General features: G+C 58.0%; 19 protein-coding genes and 6 tRNA genes. 20 read left to right on the top strand and 5 right to left on the bottom strand.

All coding sequences use genetic code 11. From position 1 onward, the window contains the following. Positions 1–159: 159 nt before the first annotated feature. From ACFFSY_RS31030 to ACFFSY_RS31000, 7 genes are all read left to right on the top strand, one after another. A complete protein-coding gene (locus tag ACFFSY_RS31030) occupies positions 160–1,335 on the top strand; it encodes an MFS transporter (RefSeq protein WP_377501538.1) in 1,176 nt (391 codons plus the stop codon). Between the two features lie 132 nt (positions 1,336–1,467). Continuing rightward, positions 1,468–1,542 (top strand) — tRNA-Glu (locus ACFFSY_RS31025). Between the two features lie 4 nt (positions 1,543–1,546). Continuing rightward, positions 1,547–1,623, top strand: a tRNA-Met gene (locus tag ACFFSY_RS31020). A gap of 11 nt (positions 1,624–1,634) precedes the next feature. Then, positions 1,635–1,711 (top strand) — tRNA-Asp (locus tag ACFFSY_RS31015). A 12-nt stretch (positions 1,712–1,723) separates the two neighbouring features. Beyond that, a tRNA-Thr gene (locus tag ACFFSY_RS31010) sits at positions 1,724–1,799 on the top strand. A gap of 11 nt (positions 1,800–1,810) precedes the next feature. After that, positions 1,811–1,897 (top strand) — tRNA-Leu (locus tag ACFFSY_RS31005). Between the two features lie 3 nt (positions 1,898–1,900). Then, positions 1,901–1,975 (top strand) — tRNA-Gly (locus ACFFSY_RS31000). Positions 1,976–2,183: 208 nt separating this feature from the next. Here the strand turns inward: ACFFSY_RS31000 and ACFFSY_RS30995 are convergent. Then, positions 2,184–3,056 carry a helix-turn-helix domain-containing protein gene (locus tag ACFFSY_RS30995; protein WP_377501536.1) on the bottom strand — a complete coding sequence of 291 codons (873 nt, stop codon included), beginning with the start codon at positions 3,054–3,056 and terminating at the stop codon, positions 2,184–2,186. Between the two features lie 159 nt (positions 3,057–3,215). On the opposite strand from ACFFSY_RS30995, the gene ACFFSY_RS30990 reads away from it, so the two are divergent. The 7 genes from ACFFSY_RS30990 (at position 3,216) to ACFFSY_RS30960 (ending at position 9,282) form a co-directional block, all read left to right on the top strand. Next, positions 3,216–4,049, top strand: a complete 834-nt coding sequence (locus ACFFSY_RS30990) for an amidohydrolase family protein (protein WP_377501534.1) — start codon at positions 3,216–3,218, stop codon at positions 4,047–4,049. 140 nt (positions 4,050–4,189) lie between these two features. Then, entirely contained in the window at positions 4,190–4,342 is a 153-nt protein-coding gene (locus ACFFSY_RS30985; protein ID WP_377501532.1) for a hypothetical protein, read from the top strand. 132 nt (positions 4,343–4,474) lie between these two features. Further along, entirely contained in the window at positions 4,475–5,260 is a 786-nt protein-coding gene (locus ACFFSY_RS30980; RefSeq protein ID WP_377501530.1) for a transglutaminase domain-containing protein, read from the top strand. A gap of 103 nt (positions 5,261–5,363) precedes the next feature. Continuing rightward, positions 5,364–6,497: a metallophosphoesterase gene (locus ACFFSY_RS30975; RefSeq protein ID WP_377501528.1), complete on the top strand. Its 1,134-nt coding sequence runs from the start codon at positions 5,364–5,366 to the stop codon at positions 6,495–6,497. An 87-nt stretch (positions 6,498–6,584) separates the two neighbouring features. After that, the gene (fumC, locus tag ACFFSY_RS30970) at positions 6,585–7,973 is read left to right on the top strand and encodes a class II fumarate hydratase (protein ID WP_377501526.1); all 1,389 of its coding nucleotides are present in this window, start codon (positions 6,585–6,587) and stop codon (positions 7,971–7,973) included. Positions 7,974–8,007: 34 nt separating this feature from the next. Next, a complete protein-coding gene (locus tag ACFFSY_RS30965) occupies positions 8,008–8,403 on the top strand; it encodes an acyl-CoA thioesterase (RefSeq protein WP_377501524.1) in 396 nt (131 codons plus the stop codon). Between the two features lie 255 nt (positions 8,404–8,658). After that, positions 8,659–9,282, top strand: coding sequence for a nitroreductase family protein (locus ACFFSY_RS30960; protein ID WP_377501523.1), 624 nt, complete (start codon positions 8,659–8,661; stop codon positions 9,280–9,282). A 164-nt stretch (positions 9,283–9,446) separates the two neighbouring features. On the opposite strand, the gene ACFFSY_RS30955 is transcribed toward ACFFSY_RS30960, so the two are convergent. Further along, positions 9,447–11,369, bottom strand: coding sequence for an ABC transporter substrate-binding protein (locus ACFFSY_RS30955; protein ID WP_377501521.1), 1,923 nt, complete (start codon positions 11,367–11,369; stop codon positions 9,447–9,449). A gap of 135 nt (positions 11,370–11,504) precedes the next feature. On the opposite strand from ACFFSY_RS30955, the gene ACFFSY_RS30950 reads away from it, so the two are divergent. Both ACFFSY_RS30950 and ACFFSY_RS30945 read left to right on the top strand, forming a co-directional pair. Further along, entirely contained in the window at positions 11,505–13,004 is a 1,500-nt protein-coding gene (locus ACFFSY_RS30950) for a DUF4153 domain-containing protein (protein ID WP_377501519.1), read from the top strand. Positions 13,005–13,159: 155 nt separating this feature from the next. After that, entirely contained in the window at positions 13,160–13,714 is a 555-nt protein-coding gene (locus tag ACFFSY_RS30945) for an NUDIX hydrolase (RefSeq protein ID WP_377501517.1), read from the top strand. A 117-nt stretch (positions 13,715–13,831) separates the two neighbouring features. Here the strand turns inward: ACFFSY_RS30945 and ACFFSY_RS30940 are convergent, their stop codons facing one another. Beyond that, positions 13,832–15,076 carry an MDR family MFS transporter gene (locus ACFFSY_RS30940; RefSeq protein WP_377501515.1) on the bottom strand — a complete coding sequence of 415 codons (1,245 nt, stop codon included), beginning with the start codon at positions 15,074–15,076 and terminating at the stop codon, positions 13,832–13,834. 235 nt (positions 15,077–15,311) lie between these two features. Between ACFFSY_RS30940 and ACFFSY_RS30935 the strand changes: the two genes are divergently transcribed. Both ACFFSY_RS30935 and ACFFSY_RS30930 read left to right on the top strand, forming a co-directional pair. Next, positions 15,312–15,608, top strand: a complete 297-nt coding sequence (locus ACFFSY_RS30935) for a hypothetical protein (protein WP_377501513.1) — start codon at positions 15,312–15,314, stop codon at positions 15,606–15,608. Between the two features lie 33 nt (positions 15,609–15,641). Continuing rightward, positions 15,642–16,400: a carbon-nitrogen hydrolase family protein gene (locus ACFFSY_RS30930; protein ID WP_377501512.1), complete on the top strand. Its 759-nt coding sequence runs from the start codon at positions 15,642–15,644 to the stop codon at positions 16,398–16,400. 71 nt (positions 16,401–16,471) lie between these two features. Here ACFFSY_RS30930 and ACFFSY_RS30925 read toward each other — a convergent pair whose 3' ends face one another. Further along, entirely contained in the window at positions 16,472–17,806 is a 1,335-nt protein-coding gene (locus ACFFSY_RS30925) for an arabinan endo-1,5-alpha-L-arabinosidase (protein WP_377501510.1), read from the bottom strand. A gap of 243 nt (positions 17,807–18,049) precedes the next feature. Here ACFFSY_RS30925 and ACFFSY_RS30920 point away from each other — a divergent pair, with 243 nt between their 5' ends. After that, complete coding sequence (locus ACFFSY_RS30920) at positions 18,050–18,799, top strand: MBL fold metallo-hydrolase (RefSeq protein WP_377501508.1); 750 nt, start codon at positions 18,050–18,052, stop codon at positions 18,797–18,799. A gap of 228 nt (positions 18,800–19,027) precedes the next feature. Here the strand turns inward: ACFFSY_RS30920 and ACFFSY_RS30915 are convergent, their stop codons facing one another. Beyond that, positions 19,028–19,363, bottom strand: a complete 336-nt coding sequence (locus tag ACFFSY_RS30915; RefSeq protein ID WP_377501506.1) for a winged helix-turn-helix transcriptional regulator — start codon at positions 19,361–19,363, stop codon at positions 19,028–19,030. Positions 19,364–19,501: 138 nt separating this feature from the next. Between ACFFSY_RS30915 and ACFFSY_RS30910 the strand changes: the two genes are divergently transcribed. Next, complete coding sequence (locus ACFFSY_RS30910) at positions 19,502–20,671, top strand: MFS transporter (RefSeq protein ID WP_377501504.1); 1,170 nt, start codon at positions 19,502–19,504, stop codon at positions 20,669–20,671. Positions 20,672–20,721 lie beyond the last annotated feature (50 nt).

Below are 20,721 nucleotides of genomic sequence, written 5' to 3'. Positions count from 1 at the left end.
GGTAGAGCACCTGGTTTGGGACCAGGGGGTCGCATGTTCGAATCGTGTCATCCCGACCATTTTTATAAATTAGGCTTGTACATAGTAAAAGTCGGTTGCCTTTGGGTAATCGACTTTTTGGTTTAGGCGCGTATAGTAGTCGACCAAGGGAGGGCGTTCATGATGCAGGTTAATGTCCTTCGCATCTATAATCTCGTGTATTTTTCGTTATTTGCGATTTTTCTTTCTTTCCTGCCCATCTATTTGTCTTCGATCGGATTATCCAAGACGGAAATCGGCTTGCTCATCGGATTAGGCGGTTTCGTGGGGATGCTTGCGCAACCGATGTGGGGGATCATTAGCGATCGCTTGCGAACCGTCAAGAAAGTGCTGCTGCTGCTCATTTTGCTGTCGGTTATCGTGGGGGCAGTTCTGTTTCAATCGCAGCAAATGATCCTGCTGTACGTCTTTGTGGTGCTCATGTACTTGTTCTTTATGCCGACGGATCCGCTTATGGAAAGCTTGAATGTACAGGTATCTCAACGACACGGCGTTGCCTTCGGTTCGGTCCGTATGTTTGGCGCGCTCGGCTATGCGGCGGCCTCGATGACCGTGGGTTACGCCGGCGAAGCAGGCGGTACGACGTCATATGTCTATTTATTCGTCGGTTACGGGGTGCTCGCGCTTCTTCTAGGCTTTCTATTGCCGGATGCCCCTGTAAGTGCGAAACCGTTGCTCCGAGGCGATCTACAGGCCTTTCTGAAGGCGAGACAGACGTTATTATTTTTTGCACTTATTCTCATTATCTCCATTCCGCACCGGATGAACGATATTTTTATCGGTCTGTACGTAGAGCATCTTGGAGGAAGTACGGTCCAGGTGGGGTATAGTTGGACGGTTATGACCGCGGTGGAGGTGCTTTTCTTTGCGATAAGCGGAAGGCTGATCAAGCCTGGCAAAGAAATGGTCGTTATTACGATGGCGGCGGGATGTTATGCAATCCGATTTTTATTAAGCGGTTTGGCTTCGACTCCTGAAACCGTCGTCTGGCTGCAACTCTTGCAAGGCGTATCATTCGTTCTCTTCTACAGTGCATCCATTCAATTCTTATATCGCATCATCCCGGAAGAATGGAAGGCGACCGGTCAGACGATGTTGGCCGTGTTGTTTTTCGGCATATCAGGCGTGGTCGGCTCTACTGCAGGCGGTTGGTTGTTCGACCGCATTGGCGGGGAGAAGGTGTATCTTCTCATGTCCGCAATGGCATTCGTTGGCGTTCTATTCAGCGTGGCCGTTAGGAGATTGATCGAAGACAAGTCCGATTCGGGGAGCGAAACGATAACCGGAACGGGATAGTACAAGTGCGGAATACGACGCGATTTTACGTCATTCCGCAAAACTTTGATGTTTTTTCTCGAAAAGTGTTGCCATGTTCATGAACAATATGGTATATTAACATTCGTTCGTGTGAAACAAACATACAAGTAAGGCCCGTTGGTCAAGGGGTTAAGACACCTCCCTTTCACGGAGGTAACAGGGGTTCGAATCCCCTACGGGTCACCATTATCGCGGGGTGGAGCAGCTCGGTAGCTCGTCGGGCTCATAACCCGAAGGCCGCAGGTTCAAATCCTGCCCCCGCAACCAATTCTTCATGCGGAGCCGTGGTGTAGAGGCCTAACATGCCTGCCTGTCACGCAGGAGACCGCGGGTTCGAATCCCGTCGGCTCCGCCATTCTTTTCATTTGCCGCTGTAGCTCAATTGGTAGAGCAACTGACTTGTAATCAGTAGGTTGGGGGTTCAAGTCCTCTCGGCGGCACCATAGTTTCATATGCGGTCATGGCGGAATTGGCAGACGCGCTAGATTCAGGTTCTAGTGTCAGCAATGACGTGGAGGTTCAAGTCCTCTTGACCGCACCATCTGCGGAAGTGGCTCAGCGGTAGAGCATCGCCTTGCCAAGGCGAGGGTCGCGGGTTCGATTCCCGTCTTCCGCTCCATATGCGAAACGAACGTTCAGCGAATAGCTGGACGTTTTTTTGTTTGTGTATTTAAGCATTGCGGCACGTTTAAGATGCAGTCGGCAAGAATGTCAGGATAGGGTCGCCTGTTGGCGAAGCATGGAAATCGAGAATGGATTCGAGGTAAGCGCCAAGCGCCTACAAACAAGAACCAGAGCCTCCCGATCGCATGAGAGACTCCGCTAGTTCAAGTAGGAAAATTGAGCGTCAGCCGTCGGAATCGGGAAGGCGTTGAACCGGTTACGGCTTTAAACTTTTTGTGAAAATAGGGCAAGCTCTCGAAGCCGCATTGCGCCGCGATATCGCTGATCTTATCGTCGGTGCGGGATAGGAGTTCTTTGGCGCTTAGGATGCGCTTGGTGAGAATGTACTCTGTCACATTCATGCCGGTAAGCTGCTTGAACACCCGGCTGAAGTGGGAAGGGCTAACAGCCGCTTCACGGGCGAGCTGCGGCAGATGAATATCCGCGAATAAATGCTCCTCGATATATTGCAGCGCCTGACCGATCCATGGCCATACGTGCCCAGCCGGGACGCTTGCCACGGCGTTCGCGGGGGTAGTATGTCGGGCCAACACAAGCAGCAGATGCTGAAGCGCCAACTGAACGGCTTGCCTACAGCCCGGACGTTTCTCGCTCAGCTCCTCCTCAATCCGCTCAAACTGCTGCTCGATCGTATCACGGTATGTACGCGTATCCAGCTGGTATTGTTTGACCAGCTTGCTTTGCTCGAACGCGTCCAGGTACGAGAAGCCGTCCCCGTATATGTTAGGCGGAATGAGCAGCGGGCTGAAATATAAGGAGGTTGCAACGACCGGATCGGCCGCATCCGGTAATGCCCGATGGATCGTATCTCCTGGAATGAGGAAGAGGTCGCCGGGCTTCACGTCATAGAGCGTCTGATCGATGAAGAACGTTCCGCTTCCGGCGTGAATATGCACGATTTCATACCAATCATGAAAGTGCTCGGGCAGCTCGGTGTGCGACGATTTGGTCTCTCGGTAAGCGATATCGAACATGAATGGGCTTCCAGGCTTGAACTGTTTACGCAATGGTTTCACGTGTAGAGGCTCCTTTGAGTCGATTAATCTCGCCTTCTCCCCGATAAGCAAGAAAGCGTACAAATCTGCAAAGAAAAGCGACTTCTAAATAATGATATGCTGATACAATAGAAAAGAACGTCCGTTATGAACCATCCTATTCGAAGCAGGAGGGGACTTATGCGTATTGATGCCCATCAGCATTACTGGAAATTAAGCCGAGGCGATTATAGCTGGATCAGTCCCGAGATGTCGGTGCTGTACCGGGATTATTTGCCCGCCGACCTGCAGCCGGATCTGCAGCGGCACCGAATCGAGAAGACGATCGTCGTGCAGGCGGCGGCCACGCTGGCAGAGACGGAATATTTGCTGGAGCTGGCGGAATGCGACGAATCGATCGCGGGCGTCGTCGGGTGGGTCGATATGTTCAATCCCTCCTATGTTCACGCCTATGAACGATTCGCCGGACATCCCAAGTTCGCGGGATTCCGCACGATGCTTCAGGACCTTGCCGATAGTTCGGTCATTCTCGATCGCGGATATATGGAGGCGCTTTCATTCTTTGAACGAAGAGGGACGCCGATTGATTTGTTGGTCAAGACGCCGCAGCTGGATGCGCTGATCGAAGCGCTGGGGCAGGTGCCGCGGCTTCATGCGGTCATCGATCACCTTGCCAAGCCGCATATCGCGGAAGGAGTACTGGAGCCGTGGCGCACCCAAATGGCCAAGATAGGCGCAATGCCGAATATATATTGTAAGTTGTCGGGGATGGTAACCGAAACCGACCACCAAAACTGGACGCCGGAGCAGCTGGAGCCTTATATTCGGCACGTGCTGGAGCAGTTTGGCCCGGATCGTGTCATGTTCGGCAGCGATTGGCCGGTTTGTTTGCTGGCAGGGAGCTACACGGATGTCATGCATGCGCTGGAGCGCGCTTTGCCGGAACATTGGACGCAGACGGAGCGGGAGAAGCTATTTGGCGGGAATGCGGCGACATTTTATCGGATGAAGTGAAGGTTATGGCAAAGAGCCGTCGTGCATCGCGGGAAGCCGCGAGCATGGCGGTTTTTCTTATGAAAACGGGGAAATTCCACACTCGCCGAAACCGAAACGCCCCTCTCCCGCCTCTAAGATTACTTAGGAGTAAGAAAGGAATGGCCGCATTAAAAGGGTTGGAGACGGTCAACCAGGCAAGAGCGGGATCGCGTGTTTCGCCCGAACGAGGCATTTCTGTATGCGGTGGCGGTATGCTGCGGTCGCCGACAGACGCCTTCGACGCCATTCAGGAGACGATACTGCTTGCGTAGACGATCGCTTCCTCATCCAATTAGTCCGGAAGAGACATGCTCGAGCAGCTCTACCTGTAGGGCCGCGGCCTTTCTTCTCCAAATCAAGGAAGGTATAATAAGGACAAGAAGCTTACGAGGGGGGCTGTCATCATGAGCAGGATGGTCGTTCGGTTAGGACTTGCGGCAGCGGTGCTGACGTTCGGACTTGGCGCGGAAGTACGGTTCATGGACGCGCAGGGGCTAGCGCTGAGCACATCGACGCCGGCCGCGCTCGAGCAGGAGATCGCGCTGCAGGTGCAACAACAGCAGCCTGTCATCAAATTGGCCTATACGGGCGATCGCGACGAACTGTCGGCGACCATCGCGGAGCTGACCCGGCGCGCGATCGAGCATGATGACTATACTCGGTATGTGATCGATTCCTATTTCTATTCCGTGCGGGCCTGGGGAAGCACCGCCACCGTAACGATGAACGTGTCTTACCGGGAATCGGCGGAGCAAACGCGGTACGTCGATGAACAGGTTCGTCAGACGTTGGCCGCCATTTTGACCCCCGAAATGAATGATCGTGAGAAGGTAAAAGCGATTCACGATTGGATCGTACTGCGACTGGCCTATGACGAAAGTCTGGCGAGATACACCGCCTATGAGGCGCTGACCGAACGCAAAGCGGTCTGCCAGGGCTACGCGCTGCTGAATCAGCGGATGCTGACGGCCGCGGGAATCGAGAGCCGCATTATCGAAGGCCAAGTGGACAGCGGCAGCCATGTCTGGAATTTGGTGAAGCTCGGTGACAGCTGGCATCATGTGGATGCGACGTGGGACGACCCGCTGCCAGATAGGCCGGGATCGGTCGGCACGAAGTATCTGTTGAAGAACGACAGGCAGATGAGATTGGACCACCGTTGGGAAAGAACGTATCCGCCGGCGGATTGAGAAGGCGACTGCTGCTTAATGAGCGGTTCGGACTAATGATCGTAGATTTGCAGATTGCCGGGAAAGCCGGAATTGGAAATCGTCATGGGAGTGTCGAATACGTATGAATATCGTTTCTGCGTTGTTGTTTCTGTTTGTTTTTCTGCTGCTTAATGCTTGGATTAGCTGGAACGGCTCCTTGTTCTGGTCGGCGATATTGCCGGACGGGATGATGATCGCGTATTGGATCTTCTATGGGGTTATTGCGCTGGCTTATATCGCGGCTATGCTGCTGCGCCGTGCACTACCCTATTGGGGCTACGCCTTGCTGAAGCAGATCGGCTCCTATGGACTTGCCTTTCTGTTCTACGCATTGCTGCTCGTTCCCGCGGGCGACTTGATTTACGGCGTGCTCCGGCTCGCCGGCGTGGATCCGGATACGGCACTGCCTATCGCGGGATGGACGGCCAGCGGCGGTCTGCTGCTCTTACTGCTCAAGGGGTCCTGGAACGCATGGCACCCGATCGTCAGACGGTATGACATCGACATCGCGAAGTCCGGCGGCGCCTATCGCTTGCTTCGGGTCATGGTCGCCTCCGATCTGCATTTGGGCAATATCGTCGGCAAACGTCATCTGAGGCGGCTCGTCCGAAAGGCGGAGGAGTTAAAGCCCGATCTGATTCTAATGCCAGGCGACGTGCTCGACGACAGCGTGGAGCCGTTCGTGCGCGAGGGGATGGCGGAAGTGATGCGCAAGCTGAGCGCTCCGCTCGGGGTTTACGTCTCGCTTGGCAACCACGAATATTATGGCGGGCATATACCCGAATATATGGAACGCATGAAGGCTATTGGCATCGAGGTGTTGACGGACCGGTCGGTACTGGTGGCGGATTCCTTCTACGTGGCTGGTCGCAAAGACAAAGCAGCCGAATCCGTTCAGAACGGCCGGCTGCCCGTCGCGGAGCTGCTGGCCGGGCTGGACGCGCACAAGCCAATCCTGCTGCTGGACCACCAACCCTACGCGTTCGAGAAGGCTGCTGAAGCGGGCGCGGATCTGATGCTCTCCGGTCATACCCATAGAGGTCAGATGGCGCCGAACCATTGGATCACGAGACGGCTATTCGAGCTGGACTGGGGCTATATGCGCAAGAGCGCCATGCATGTCATCGTGTCCTCGGGCTTCGGCACATGGGGACCGCCGGTGCGGATCGGAAGCCGCAGCGAAGTGCTGGACATCCGGATTACATTCACGGGCTAGCAGAGGAAAATACGGCTAAAGTCGGACGGTTGGAAAACGTTGGCTCGGGTACAATGTAGGTGAAGAATGTACTGGGAGGTAGGTAAGATGAGTTATCGCATCGAGAAGGATTCCATGGGTGAAATTCGGGTGCCGGAAGAACGCTTGTGGGGCGCGCAGACGCAGCGCAGCCTGGAGAACTTCAAGATTGGCGTGGAGAAGATGCCGCTGCCGGTCATTCGCGCATTCGCCTACTTGAAGAAAAGCGCGGCGCTGGCCAATAAAGGGCTCGGCAAGCTGGATTCCGCCAAGGCGGACGCGATCGCAGCCGCCGCGGACGAGGTGTTGGGCGGTCGCTGGGACGCGGAGTTCCCGCTCGCCGTCTGGCAGACCGGAAGCGGGACGCAGTCGAACATGAACGTGAACGAAGTGATCGCGCGGCGCGCGACGCAAATTGTGCGGGAGCAGGGCGGCGAGGGCAGCATTCACCCGAACGATGACGTGAACCGCTCCCAAAGCTCCAACGACACGTTCCCGACGGCCATGCACATCGCGGCGCTGATCGCGGTCGAAGACGACGTGCTGCCGGCGATCGATCAGCTCAAGTCGACGCTCGTCCAGAAGCGCGACGCGTTCCAGGACATCATCAAGATCGGGCGGACGCATCTGCAGGACGCGACGCCGCTCACGCTTGGGCAGGAGATCAGCGGCTGGGTGCGCATGCTGGAGAAGGCCGACGCGATGATTCGGCTGAGCGCGGAGTCGCTGCGCGAGCTCGCGATCGGCGGCACCGCCGTCGGCACGGGCTTGAACGCCCATCCGGAGTTCGGTGACCGCACGGCGGAGGAGATCAGCAAGCTGAGCGGCAAAACGTTCAAGAGCGCGCAGAACAAGTTCCACGCGCTGACAAGCCACGATGAGCTGGTGTTCGTCCACGGCGCGTTCAAGGCGCTGGCCGCCGATCTGATGAAAATCGCCAACGACGTGCGCTGGCTGTCCAGCGGTCCGCGCTGCGGCATCGGCGAGATTCGCATTCCGGAGAACGAGCCGGGCAGCTCCATCATGCCGGGTAAGGTCAATCCGACGCAGAGCGAGGCGCTCACGATGGTCGTCTGCCAGGTGATGGGCAACGACGCGGCAATCGGATTCGCGGCGAGCCAGGGCAACTTCGAGCTGAATGTGTTCAAGCCCGTCATTATTCACAATTTCCTGCAATCGGCGCGGCTGCTGGCGGATGCGATCCGCTCGTTCGACGAGAATTGCGCGATCGGCATCGAGGCGAACCGGGAGACGATCCAGCGGCATCTAAGCGAATCGCTCATGCTTGTGACGGCGCTGAATCCGCATATCGGCTACGAGAATGCGGCGACGATTGCGAAGACAGCCCACAAGGAAGGACTTACTTTGCGGGAGGCGGCGATTCGCAGCGGGCTGATCACGGCCGAGAAATTCGACGAGGTCGTTCGCGCGGAGGATATGATATCGCCGAACGCGTAAGACGCGCGCGATCCGCAACGGGAGAAGGGGAAACATGGAAGTGTTGCTAGAGTTGATCGTACGTTCTACCGAGATCGACGTGAACGGACATGTCAACAACGCCAAATATTTGGAATACCTCGAGTGGGGCCGCGAGGAATGGTATGAGCGAATGGAACTGTCATACGAGAAGTTCCTGGCGATGGGCGTGCAGACGGTAACGGTCAATATCAATATCAACTATCGCCGAGAATGCAGGCAAGGCGACCGGCTCACTGTCGTCACTTCCCCGGAGAGGGCTGGACGGAGCAGCTATGTATTGCGGCAGGAAATTCGCAATGCGGAAGGCCTCGTATGCGCGGATGCGCTTGTGACGAGCGTCGCCATGGACGCGGCCACGCGGTCGAGCCGCGTAATGCCAGAGGAACTTCGAGCGCTGTTCCCGGCGTGATGCGCCAACTTTGAAGGGGCGAAGGCGTTCGGGAAAGCAGCGTGTTCCTTCCGATAGGGAGGCTTGACTCGCGAATTACGCGACTGTAAAATTAAGTTATTCCGCTATGTTAAGTCGGATTAAAGACGTTGACCAGAAGACTGGAGACACAAGCGTTGCGCCTTGGTCTCCTTTTGTTTTACTCCGTTAGCCAGTTATTGTTCAAGCACGGCGTACGCCGTGCGAATTATTCCATCCGTAGGAGGCATGCATCCCATGAGCCAAACCGAAACGAAAAACTCCAATGTGCTTGAAGTTACTGACGAGGTGGCAGCCCACCGGCATGCCGATCACGCGGTCACGCCGCTGTTCCTCAACCGCTGGTCGCCGCGCTCGTATGCGGATACGCCGGTTGCCGAGGAGACGCTGCTAACCGTGCTGGAAGCGGGGCGCTGGTCGCCTTCGTCGAACAATTTGCAGCCGTGGCGCTTTATCGTGGCGAAGACGCAAGAGCAGCTTGAGCTGTTCCAGTCGTTCATCCTGCCTGGCAACCGGGCGTGGACGGATCGCGCGCCCGTACTGCTGCTCCTCGCCTCCAATCCGCTTCGCGACAACGGGGAGCCGAACGGCGCTCACGCTTTCGACACGGGAGCGGCGTGGGCATCCATCGCGCTGCAGGCGCAAGCGCTCGGGCTGATCGCGCACGGGGTCGGCGGCTTCGACCGGGCGAAGGCGAGAGAGGTGCTGGACCTGCCGGAAGGGCTGGAGCTCCATGCAGTCGTGGCGCTAGGCTACCGCGGCGGCCTCGACACGCTGGAGGAGAAATTCCATGAGCGCGAAGTTCCGAATGGCCGGCGTCCGCTTAGCGAGAGCATCATCGAAGCGAAAGCGAAGGCATAACAGAAGTCGTATCCATAGGACGGGTATAGCAGACGGCGAAGCTGTCTGCTATTTTTTCGAGGCGAGGTAGGAAGGCTGGGGGCTCCTTGCTGCACCACGGTGCTCGGTTACAGGTCATGCGACGCGAGAGAGAACCAAAGGGAATGACAGAAGAGCAGGCGCGATTAACGTGCCTGCTCTTCTGTCGTGTCCGGGACGAACCACAAATCCCGGAAGCGGACCCAGCTGAGCGATTCCAGCGCGATGCCGCGCACGTTCGGCTGAAAGGCCGTCTTCAGGTGCTTTCGGTAGAGGAGCATGAGCGCGCCATGCGCCGTCAGCGTCTCCTCGATCGCGAGGAATTGACTTCTTCGCAAGGACGGTTCGGGCTCGGCAAGCACGTTCTCCACCGCTTGGTCCAACCATCGCCGCATATCCGGAAGCGTGTGCTCTTGAAGGCTCTTGTACAAGTCGACGAGGCGCAGCTCGCGATGCTCGTCGAGCATGACGGCGAAGAGCAGCAGGTCGGCGCCCATACGGGCTTCGCCTTTGAACAGCTCGGCGGGGATGAGCTGAATGTCCACATCGATACCGGCTTGGCCGCACAGCCGTTGTATGATGCGCGCATCGGACTCATATTGCGGGATCGTGGCAAGCGACAGCCTCTCGCATTCAGCGCCGGAGACGGAGAGCTTCGTCGGTGACGGAGCAGCATATCCAGAAGACGTATCATTCGTCGATTCGGAGGTGATGAAGCGCGACATCCGTTCAGGTGCAATCTCGCCGGTGCGTATGTTGGCTTGCGCCGCAATAGAGACAGGCATCGGCGCGAGGCGGTCGCCCGGCATTGCTCGTCCCTCGCCCGGCCAGAAACTGTCCGCCCGCTCAAGGACGTCTCCGGACAGCAGCCCGAGCAGTGCGTCCCGGTCGATCGCCGCGTTCAACGCTTCCCGGAATCTCGGATCGCGGAGCGGACCGTCCTTTAGCTCGTTGACGGTCAGAAATTTGCACGTCGTCCCGGATTGGCGCACCTGCTGCCAGCCGCCCGATGCGGCGTCCGCCATGCGGACGTTGTGCATGACTTGGAAAGCGGGCAGCCGGTTGGCCTCCTGATTGCCGCCTTCGCCGTCTACGGTCCACACTTCCACTCGATCGAGAAATCCGCGACCTTGAAAATAGGATCCGAATGCTTCCAGCACCCAGACCCTCTGCTCGCGCCCGGTAAGCCGGAATGGGCCTGTCCCGATCGGCCGAATGCCGAATTCATCACCGGCGGATTCGCAGACGTCCTGCGGAACGATGGAAGCCCGGTTGGTCGATAAGAAGGAGAGAAACGTCTCGTTGCGGTACGCAAGGCGTATACGGACTGTAGTCTCGTCTGGGGTCTCGATGTCCGCTATGCCGCTGTAAGCCCAACTGTACAAGCCATTCGGGGCAAGCTTGCGGAGCCGCTCCAATGAATACTTGACGTCGGCTGCGACCATTGCGCGCCCATGATGGAATAACACCCCTTTGCGCAGATAAAAAGTCCACAAGGTGCGGGTGTCGTCCGCGTCCCAGGCGTGGGCGAGATGCGGGATGACGCCCTGTCCGTGTACATCCATCCGAACGAGACCGTCGAACAGCTGGGAGACCAGGTGGGACTCGCCGGCGTAGTGCGTGGCGGCAGGATCCAAAGTATAGATGGTCTGCGCCAGCGGGAAGCGCAAAATATCGGAACGCGCCGCGCCTTGCCCTTCGGAATGAAAGCCGAACTGCCCGCTCAGCCACTGTTGGAACTGTTCCCTGGCCCCTCCCTGCTCCTCGAGCGACTGCAGCAGCGCAAGCGCAGCCTGAAGGTCCGAACGCTCGATCAATTCCTGCGCCTCCTGAAGCGCCGTCTGTTCGACGCTTGCGAGGAAGCGCAGTGTCGAACGGTTGCCCCGTCCCCGCTTCGCCTCCCACGTGAGCCAACGCTCCTCCTGCATTCGTTTGAGCAGCATCACCATGTTGCGGTGCGTGCAGTCGATTACCTCCGAAAGTTCACCCGTCGTCGCCTCGAACGGCTCGTCGTCCCGGATATGCGCGTAATGCTGACGAAGCGCTAAGTAGTGCCTGCGTATTTTCACGGCAAGATCTCCTAGTTAAAATATGAAATTTCCAGTGTTGAAGTTGCACTTTTTGTTCTTGTTTTCATGGCTACAATATAAGGGAGAACGGCATCCTGATGCAAGTCTACTATTCTTGTAAGGAGCGAATCACGAATGAGAGATCCTGCGCCATGGCAAAAAAGATATGATCGGCTGCTGCCGATCGCGCTGTTATTCGGCGCATTCACCCAGTATGCGCTGGTGGGACATTCAGCGGGAGTGTCGGTGCCGATCGTGGTCATGGCTTTATACGCATTCTTCTTCTACGCTCTGAAAGGCCGAATCGGGGGACTTGATCAGTGGCGCGGTCAAAGCCGATCCGGTTGGCTGCTGTTCATCCCGATTACGCTGCTCTCCGCAAGCTATGCAATTCATGCCAATGTACTATTCCGCGCCTTGAATGCCTTGCTCATTCCAGCCATGCTGCTCGCGCAGGCCGTTCTCTTAACGCGCGCGAGCAAAAAGCCGTGGTACCGGGCGGGGTTCTACGGCGATCTACTCGACATCAGCTTCATCCGAACGCTTGAGCAGGGATTCGTCCCATTCCGGCTGCTCCGCGAGATGGCCCTCCGAGGGAGACAGCGCGAGGAAGGACGGGGAGCCGCGGGACAAGCGCTGCTCGGCCTGCTGCTCGCGATTCCGGTGCTGATTATCGTCGTGGCGCTGCTGGCCTCGGCAGACGGTGTCTTCCTCGACTGGCTCGGCCGAATTCCCGCGTTGTTCGCGGGCGCGCATCTCGGCGAAGCGATCGTGCGGACCGGCTTTGCGCTCGTCGTGGGACTGTTCGTGTTCTGCTACTTCTGGGGGCTGTTATTCCCCAAGCAAGGGCCTCGGATGGCGACAAGCCGCCACGGTGTCTCGGGCGACGGTCAAGCAGCGGATATGCGTCTGCAGGCGGTGACGGGCTGCACGCTGCTTGGCAGCGTCGCGCTCGTCTACGTGCTGTTCGCCGCGCTGCAGTTCTCGTACCTGTTCGGCGCCGCGGACGGGCTGCTGCCCGAGGGGACGGCTTACGCCGCCTATGCGCGCCGCGGTTTCATGGAGCTGGTGTTGGTCGCGCTGATTAATTTGGCTTTGCTGCTGCTTGGCCTCCATGGTTTGAAGCGAGAGCCTGGCACCCTCGAGCACGTGCGCAAGACGCTGCTTAGCATCATCGTCGGCTGTACCGTCGTCATGCTCGCTTCGGCTTATATCCGCTTGTCGCTGTACGAAGAGGCTTACGGATATACGGTCACGCGGCTGCTCGTGCACGGATTCATGCTATTTCTTGCCGCGCTGCTCGCCGTTGCGTTCCTGCGCATCTGGCGAGAGCATATTTCGCTGGCGAAAACGTTTATCGGGCTCGGGCTGCTGTCCTACGTCATACTTAACTACGCGAACCTGGATGCACGGATTGCGAGCCAAAATATCGCGCGCTACGAACAGACGGGTAAGATCGACCTCGGCTATTTGTTCGATCTGTCCGCGGACGCGGGACCGCAGCTGCGCAAGCTGCATCGGCAGCATCCGAAGCTTGCCGGCCTTGAAGTCGCGCTCGTTCGGATGCGGGAAGAAGCCGGCATGGACGAGGGCTGGCAGTCCTGGAATTGGTCTAAGCAGCAGATGAGGAAGTAATTCATCGAGCGGGGACGAAGGAATTGTGGTCCATTCGCAACTATTTTCGCTCATAATTGGAACAATCAGGAGAGTTCCGCCGTCTAGAGAGGTACGGGTCATGGGGACAGTCGACCATAGGCCCGCAAGAGCGACGATGGAGGCTGAATACGCGGATGACGATGCACTTCCGGCACATCGCCAAGACATTGATTATGGGTCAAGGGAAATTGCGGTACGCGCAAGTGAAAGGGAGCGCATGCTTCCTTGCAAGACGGCAACGCGGAGTTCGAGTCCGCTACCGCGTAGGAGTCGTTATCCTTCATGGGGACAACATGCTGCTGCGGCGTTCCGGCGCGGACTGGCGTGTAGGCTGGACCATTCCGGGCGGGCCGATGCATCTGAACGAATCGGCTGTCGGCGCGGTCGAACGCGAGGTATGGGACACCTACGGCGTGCCGGTGTTGGATGTCAGGCTGCTTGCAGTTGCCGTGCAGGTGGTTCGCGCACCAGACGGGGTTCGGAATGAGATCGTCTTGTATTATCGGGCGGAGCTGCCCGGCAACCATCCGATTCTGGCGGTGGCGGGCGAGTTCCAGGGGGCTAGCCCTGGCGCCGTTCACCGGTGGGCCCGGCGGAGCGAATGGGAGCGCATCGCAGGTATGCCGAAGAGGGTCCGGGCGGAGCTTTCGGCTTTGGCGGAAGACGAACATCAGCTCTTTTATACATAACTCCCCCCATCGCCATCCCGATTGGGCGAGATGCGTAAGAAAGGCGCGGACTTTGGCGGTCCGCGCCTTTGTTCGTATGACTATGGCGCGAAGCGGCACGGCACCGCTTGCGCGACTTCATGCTGCCTGGCCGGTCTGCTTGCCAAGCCGATTCCGCTGCTCAAGGAGCCGCTGGCCGCGGTAGTAGAACGGGATGGCGATGAAGGTGAGCAGCATGAGAATGCCGAAGATCAGCGGACCTTGCGAGAAGCCCAACCGGTGCAGCAAATATCCGCCCAGCCAGGCGGTCGCGCTCTGGCCGAGGAATGCCAAGCCGCTGGCTCCGAAATAAGCGCCGCGCTGATGCTCGGGTGCGATCTCGCCGACGATGACGTCCCCATGGACGAAGCAGAGGATCTCCCCGATGGTGAAGACAACCACCGCCAGCGCGAGCAGGGCTATATGATCGAACAGACCAAAGCCGAATACGCCGAGTCCGAACAACACGCTGCCGGCCTTGAGCGCGGTAAGCGACGAATAGCGCTTCATCAATCGACCAAGCGGATACTGCAGGATGAGTACCGAAATCGCATTAACGAGGAATAGCTTCGGGTATAGATCGATGCGGTCATGCCCGATATATTGCGATAGCGTGGTGTCCAAATGGCTGTAGGCGCCGGCGACGAACAAGTTACCCATTAGGAAACATAGGAAAATTTTATCGGTGAACACCACTTTGACAATTTGGCGGCACGGCACCGGCTCCAATCCGGCCTGCGCCGTACGCGACGGGCGGTACGAGCGGCGAACGACGGCGAGCGCCGCGGCGTAGAAGAAGAAAATACCGCTGGCGGTCGCGAACGGGACGAACGACGACGTGCCGCCAGCGCCCAGCTTTAGCCCAATCAGGGGACCAATTGCCGCCCCGATATTGATCACGAAATATCGGGCATTAAATAGGACGGATCGCTGATGAGCAGGCGTTACGTCCACCAGCAAGGCGCGCGCGGTCGGCTCGAATACGTTGCGGAACAAGCCGTTGCAGGCGCTGAGCAGGAAGAAGGCGGCGATAGAATTGGCCAGCGCGAATCCCGCGAATACCAAGCTCCAGAGCGTCATCGCCGCAATCATCACCGGGAAGCGGCCGAACCGGTCGGAGAGCATGCCTCCGATAAAGCTGCTGCACGTTCCGGCGAACAGGCTGCTGGCCAGAATAGCGCCGACGGTCGTCGGATCGATGCCCTTCGTCTGGCTCAAGTAGATGCCGAGGAACGGAATTGCCATGAAAAATCCGGTTCGGGACAAAAAAGTGCCAACCAGGACGGCCCAGGCAATGGGATGGAAGGAAGGCCAGTAGGTTCGTATTTGCGTTGCGGTTTCCATAGGTGCGTCATCTACTTTCGGCATGAAGTCGGCGCATGCTTGCGTTGATTCTAATTATACGCGGCGGCGAGCGGACAAAAAGGGTACAAAACGACGGCGGCACTTCCCCTTTTCAAAAAAAGGCCGCCCATGTATGATGGAGGACGACCGATAATGGATATCCTCCCGTCCAAAGGGGTCTTGTCGCGACGAGGCCGGGCAGGCGGATGCAGCGGAAGGAGAACTGGAACAGACTATGAAACGAACGATCGTCATCGGCGCGCTCGGGGGGCTCGCCGTTCCGGCGCTTGTCCATTTGTCGTTGGAAGGAATCAGCCGGTACGTCAACGACGGGCCGCGGTCTACAGACGAAATGAGCTTGGCGTATGCGCCAATCGAGCTTATGGACGAGAATGGAAGCACGGCCTCCGCTTTTTGGTACAGCTTCGGATTAACCGAATACGCCTCGCTCGGGACGGCGACCTTCGCGGTCTATATGACGGCGGTCGTTGTCTGGACGTGGCTTCGGAGGCGGAGAGCGCGCATCGAATAACGGGCGGAACAGGCAGAGGGGAGAAGGGTGAGGATGAGAATCGGATTGGCGCAAGCGCGGTTTCCCTCGAATTTGGCGGACGGGCTGAGCATTGCGGCGGCGATGATCGAAGAAGGGGCCAAGCAAGGCTGCGAGCTGGTCTGTTTCCCGGAATCGGTCCTGCCGGGCCTTCGCGGCGTTGGCTATGACGTGGAGCCTTACGACCACGGGCGGATGCGGGAAGCCGTCGAGCAGGTGCGCGCACTTGCGGCGGAGCACGGGATCGCGGTTATTCTTCCGACGGAGTGGGAGGACGAGTTCGGTCTGCATCTGGTCGCGTTCGTCATCTCGGCGGAGGGGGAAGTGCTTGGGTACCAGACGAAAAACCAGATCGACCCGGATGAAGATCAGTTCGGGTATGTTCCCGGTGATGGACGCCGGTTGTTCGAGATCGGCGGCGTGTCGCTTGGCATCGCCATCTGCCACGAAGGATGGCGGTATCCGGAGACGGTCCGCTGGGCGGCAGCGCGGGGGGCGAGCATCGTCTTTCACCCGATGTTCAACGGAGAAGCGAACCGGCCCTCGTTCTATACCGGCGCGGCTAGCTGCCGCAGCGAGGAGAACCGGATTTTCTTCGCCACCGTCAATTACGCCCTGCCGGTGCAAGGCTGTCCGAGCGGAATTGTGTCGCCATCGGGCGAGTGGATCTGCGCAACCGAGGCGGGGGTGGAGCAGCTGCTGGCGTGCGAGATCGATCCGGCGGAAGCGAGCGGTCTGCTTGCGCGGCGGTTTCGTCCGGAACTGCTGCGGTAGAATGACGGTTAACGAGAACAAGCAAGGAGCAGCGCGCGAGGAATGCGGCTGCTCTTTATTTGCATAGTCGTCTAGATTTTGCTGGCCCAGACGGCGACGCCGCGTGTATCCATGCCGGTCAGGGCGAGCGTCGGCTCAAGCCGCTGCCAGTCCCACGCAGGCGTTAGCTTGAATGTCTCCACCACGCTGCCGTAGCGGATGGCGATCGTCGTATCGTCGATCTGCTCCCATTGCCCTACGATGGAGCAGCATTCGAACCGTCCGCCCTCTGCAAGCGTCATCGGAACCGAATTGAGTACGCCCTGCGGGACGAGCGGCGACAGCTTGATGCGTTCGTATTCTCCGGCAATCCACGCCCGCTCGATCGGCTGCGTTTGCTCCCCGGCATAACGCTGCGGGTTCAGGACGGGCCAGCCGTCCGGCGTCCAGAGCATCCGGTGCACATGCATGGTCGCAATCTGCGGGCTGCTGAAATCATGCTCCCGAATATGGCAGGCCAAGTACCATTCATTGTCTTCGTCGCGCAAGACCGAATTGTGACCAGGACCCATGTAACCTTGCCCGCTGCCGAAACGGTAGCCGCAGGCGATCATGAGGCCGATCTCGCACCGGTCATCGTCCACGTCGTTCAAATCCCGGCCGTTCGGATCGAGGTAAGGACCGAGCAGCGTTCGGCTACGGCCAACCCGGATATTGTAGTCGCTCTTCAACGAGCCGTACGACACGAACAAATAGTAGTAGCCGGTATCGGGATTAAAACGGATATACGGCCCTTCGATCGCACCGTCCGCCCATAATGGTCTTCGCGCGATGCAGGTGCCGATGCCTTCCTTTGCTGCGAGACCAGTGTCCTTGTCCAGCTGGATGATATGCATGCCGCCCCAGAATGAGCCGTATGCCATATAATGGTCGCCGGTCGTCTCTTCGACGATGAGATTGGCGTCGATGGCGTTGACCGGGGATTCGTGGCTAGTCTTCAGCACGATGCCGCGCGGCTCGAACGGACCTTCCGCGTTATCCGCGACCGCCAGGAAAATAGCGGATTGCCGGACGCCCCAAGTGGAATTCGAGCAATAGAGCCGATATTCATCGCCGACCTTGATGATGTCCGGCGCCCATATACCGGTATCGCCGACCCAGTCGGACGATTCGTTCGGCGGCCGTTCGACGACCTTCCCAATGGTCTCCCAAGTGATGAGATCAACGGATCGTCTGGCGATAGCGCCGGTGCAATACGTATAGTACACACCTGTCGCCGGATCGCGGAAGAGCGCTGGGTCGTGGGAGCCCCACAGACTGTACGGCTCGGGCTTAGGCGGCGGCTCACCTGCCACGAAGACGGGCTTGGGCGGCTGAGCAGGAGGCGGGGATGGGAATTTGAGCGTCGCTTGCTTCATATCTGCCATGGTGATCCTCCTTGAGAGATGCGCAATGAATACATGCCAGAAGCAAGAAATGCGCCTTTGGCATGATGTAGAACTATTCTATTAAAAAATTAACATATTAGCAATTTTATTAATATAAATATTAACGATATCGCGTTTTTTTAACCCTTAAAATTATAATTTACAGGTTAAAAAATACGTGCTACGATGGAACCAACAACCGAGAAAACTCTGTATAGAGGGTATAAAAGAGGAGGAAACGTCATGTCCATGAACATTCAACGTTTGCCTTGGGCGGGGATTCGAATTGAGGCGGGCGGTATCGCGATTCTGATCGACCCGGTCACGCGAATTCCCGAACGGTTCGGTCCCGCCCGCGAACCGATGTATCCGCTAGGTACTTACGGTGAAGCGGATGCCATCCTGGTCACGCATCTGCACGAGGACCATTTCGATCCTCAGGCGATCATCGAGACATACGGAGCTGCAATCCCGGTCTACGTGCCGAGCGAGATGGCGGAAGCCGCGCGTGCCAAAGGCTTGACGAACGTCACCGGCGCCGCGGTCGGCGGCTCCTTCGAAATCGGAGACGGCGTGAAGATAACCGCGCTCCAATCCGTCGACGGCGTCGGAGACGTGCAGGTTGCTTGGGCGGTGGAAGGAGACGAACGGCGCGTGATCCATTGCGGCGATACGCTGTGGCATGGGTATTGGTGGGGGATAGCCGGGAAATTCGGACCGTTCGATGCGGCCTTCTTGCCGGTGAATGGGGCCGTGCTCGAGCTGCCAGGACGGCTGCCCAGCGGTCAGCCGATCTGTTTGACGCCAGAGCAAGCCGTAGCGGCCGCGGCCATACTCGGCGCCGGCGTGCTGGTGCCGATCCACTATGGTGCGGTACACTATCCGCCGGTGTATACGGAAACGCCGGATATCGCGGCCAGATTGGGGACCGCCGCGGAAGGCAAGGTAATCGTCAACATGCTCAAAGCCGGAGAGTCTATTGCGCTTGACTAATGAACCGAGTTGGCTTGATACGCCCAGTCTCGGAAGCCATGAGGCGTTGATCATGGAAAGGCCGTACGTAGGGAAGAGGCCAAGAACCAACGTCTTGAACGGTCCGTTCGGAAGATCCGCACCGCTATGGGTGCAGTTTGGAGAGGGGGCCCTTCGCAAAATGCAAGGGTGAATACGAAAAGGGCGGAAACCATCGGCCAAGAGCCTGCTTCCGCCCTCTTTGGCATGTCACGGCTTGCGTCCCGACCATTTGGCGGCCCAACGGTCCATCGCCTTCAGCGCTTCGTTGAAATCCATTCCTTTCTCGGTCAGCGAATAGACGACGGTTATGGGTACGGTCGGAATCACCTCGCGATGAACGATGCCGGTATGCTCCAGATGACGCAGCGCATCGGTGAGCGATTGCGTCTTGACCACCTTCACGTCCCGCTGCAGCTGCTTGAACCGTTTCGGCCCCTTGCATAGCTCGGCTATGATCAGGAACGACCACTTGGCGCCAAGAATTTGAAGCACCTCGCAAATATTCGATAAATCCTCTTCCTCGTGCCGGATTTGCTCGTTCATTCGTTCACCCGCTTACGAAAAGTTAGTCGATCAAAAGAAACGGACCATGTCCAAATGTTTTGCCTTCTTACAATAAGTTATTAACTTAACTACAATGACTAACAAGAAGGAAAACATGGTTTAAAGGAGATGGAGCCTATGAATCGGACATTGGTCATGATGTTGGCGCTCGGGGGATTTCTGGCTGGTTCCGCCGAGCTGGTCGTATCTGGTATTTTACAGGTAATCGCGGCGGATTTAAACCTGTCGGTCGCCTTGGCGGGTCAGCTCGTCACAGCGTATTCCGTCGCGTTCGCGGTGGGCACGCCGCTTCTAATCGCGATAACGTCGAAGCGGGAACGCAAAGAAATATTGGTCGGCTCGCTTGCCTTGTTCGCGCTCGGCAGCGCGTTAGCATTCTTCAGCACAAGTTTCGCCGTGCTCGTCGTCTCGCGAATTGTGCTCGGCATCGCCGCAGGCGTATACAGCGTGGTCGCGCTCAGCTCGATCGCGAAACTCGTGCCGCCTGGCCGAATCGGGAGCGCGGTCGGCATGATTGCCCTCGGCTTTAGTCTCGCGATGGCGCTCGGGGTGCCGATCGGCGTGGCCGTCGCGGAATGGTGGAGCTGGCGCGGCATCTTCGCCCTGCTGGCGGCGCTCAGCCTGCTCGTTGCCGGCGTGCTGGCGAAGCTGATGCCGAACATTGCCGGAGGAGCGAGCGTTCCTTTCGCGCAGCAAGCGCGGGTGCTGCGCAATCCCGTCATTCTGGCCGGTATTGGCGCAGCGTTGTTCAACAGTATGAGCCATTCGGTCATCCTGACGTATTTGGCGCCGTATTTGCAGACGATTTATGAGGTAAGCACGGGGGGCGTCGGCATCATCATGTTCGCATTGGGCTTGATCGGAGTTGTCGGCTCGCGTCTGGGCGGCAGCGCAGTCGATCGCTATGGCGCGTCTGGCATGCTCGTGTTCAGCTTGCTCGCCGGCGTCGTAACGCTGGCGTTGACGCCGCTGCTGGCATCCTCCCTGACCGGAGGGCTTGCGATGATCATCCTGTGGATGGGTTCGGTCTTCATGTCCGCTCCGGCGCTCAATGCGTACTTGATCCGGCAATCCGGCGATGCTGCCGACCTTGTGCTCGGCTTGAACACGCCGATCATTCACCTGGGGCTGGCGCTCGGGGCTGCCGCGGGAGGCGTGCTGTCGGATAAGGCGAATACGGTGCAGTATCATCCTTGGCTGGGCAGTGTAGTCGTGGCGGTCGGCGTCGCAGCCGCGCTTTGGTCGAGCAGCTCGGCTAGGCGTAAAGGGATGGCAGAGGCGGCTTGAAGAGGGAGGCGTGCGGGGTGCCGTGGCGTTAGCACCCCGTGGTGCTTGGC

This window comes from Paenibacillus aurantiacus, assembly GCF_042431225.1.
Classification (GTDB): Bacteria; Bacillota; Bacilli; order Paenibacillales; family Paenibacillaceae; genus Paenibacillus_Z; species Paenibacillus_Z aurantiacus.
The sequence above is the reverse complement of the archived record's forward strand: the minus strand, read 5'-3'. Positions and strand labels throughout refer to the sequence as shown.